The organism is Pseudoalteromonas thalassia, assembly GCF_049257215.1.
GTDB lineage: Bacteria > Pseudomonadota > Gammaproteobacteria > Enterobacterales > Alteromonadaceae > Pseudoalteromonas > Pseudoalteromonas lipolytica_C.
Genome location: NZ_JBMMUE010000035.1, coordinates 1 through 1,214 on the forward strand (window position 1 = coordinate 1; position 1,214 = coordinate 1,214).

Consider the following 1,214-nt stretch of genomic DNA (forward strand, 5'->3'; position numbering starts at 1 on the left):
TGATCTTCCCTCAAATAACTAGACATCTTTTATTTTGAAAATGAAGTAAGATAGAAGGTGTTATGAGAAATAAATATCCGCAAGAATTTAAAGACGAAGCAGTTCGCCAGGTTATCGAGCATGGCTACGCGATCAAAGATGTGGCCAACCGATTGGGGATCACTGATAAATCCCTTTATAACTGGGTCAACAAGGCCAAAAAAACGCCCAAGCAGAACAAAGAAAGCGAAGAGTTAAAACGGTTAAAGGCCGAGCTCAAGCGCGTTACAGAAGAGCGTGACATATTAAAGGAGGCCGCCGCGTTCTTTGCAAGCGAGTCAAGGAAAGGTACGCGTTCATAAAATCTCGGCTCGACAAATGGAAAGTCACTCGCATGTGTTCTGTGTTAAACGTTCATCGCAGTGGGTTTTATGCTTGGTTAAATGAACCTGAGTCTCCTCGGGCAGTTGAAAACAAGCAACTCACCAAAGAGATCACAGAAGCCTTTATCGAGTCTGGCGGTGTTTATGGTAGCCCTCGCATTACAGCTCAACTGAAGCGTAATGGTACTCATGTTGGCGAAAACCGGGTAGCTCGTTTGATGAAGCTGGCTAAGCTCAAAGCGAACTTAGGTTATAAACGACGTTACTTTAAATCCTCAACGCCATCGGTCATTTCAGATAATCATGTGCAGCAACAATTCGTTGTAGCGCAGCCGGACCATACGTGGGTAACAGATATTACCTACATCAAAACATACGAAGGTTGGCTTTACCTTGCTGTCGTTGTTGATTTGTTCTCTCGAAAGATAGTTGGCTGGTCAATGCAACCAACTATGAAGCGAGAACTCGTTATCAAAGCGATACTGATGGCTGTATGGCGCAGGCAACCCAAATCAAATGTGATTGTGCATAGTGACCAAGGAAGCCAATATACCAGTGAGGACTACCAAGCGTTTTTACAGGCTAATAATTTAACGAGTAGCATGAGTCGACGTGGGCACTGCTTGGATAATGCAGTTGCAGAAAGCTTCTTCCATTCACTTAAAACAGAGCGAGTGAAACGAAAAATATACGCGACTAGGGATGAAGCAAGAGCAGACTTGTTTGATTATATTGAAGTATTTTACAATCGAGTTCGACTGCACAGCCACCTTGGCCATCAGTCCCCTGAAGAGTTTGAAACTAGGTATAAATCAGCAAGCTAGGTGTCTAGAATTTCAAGGGAAGATCATG

The 1,214-nt window shown here is 43.6% G+C and carries 1 protein-coding gene; it reads left to right on the top strand.

The genetic code is table 11. The features are described from left to right. Positions 1-62 precede the first annotated feature (62 nt). A protein-coding gene (locus tag AAEU31_RS20255; protein ID WP_421968133.1) for an IS3 family transposase occupies positions 63-1,186 on the top strand; the annotation gives its coding sequence in 2 pieces (ribosomal slippage) (positions 63-285 and positions 285-1,186; 1,125 coding nt in all). Positions 1,187-1,214: the final 28 nt, after the last annotated feature.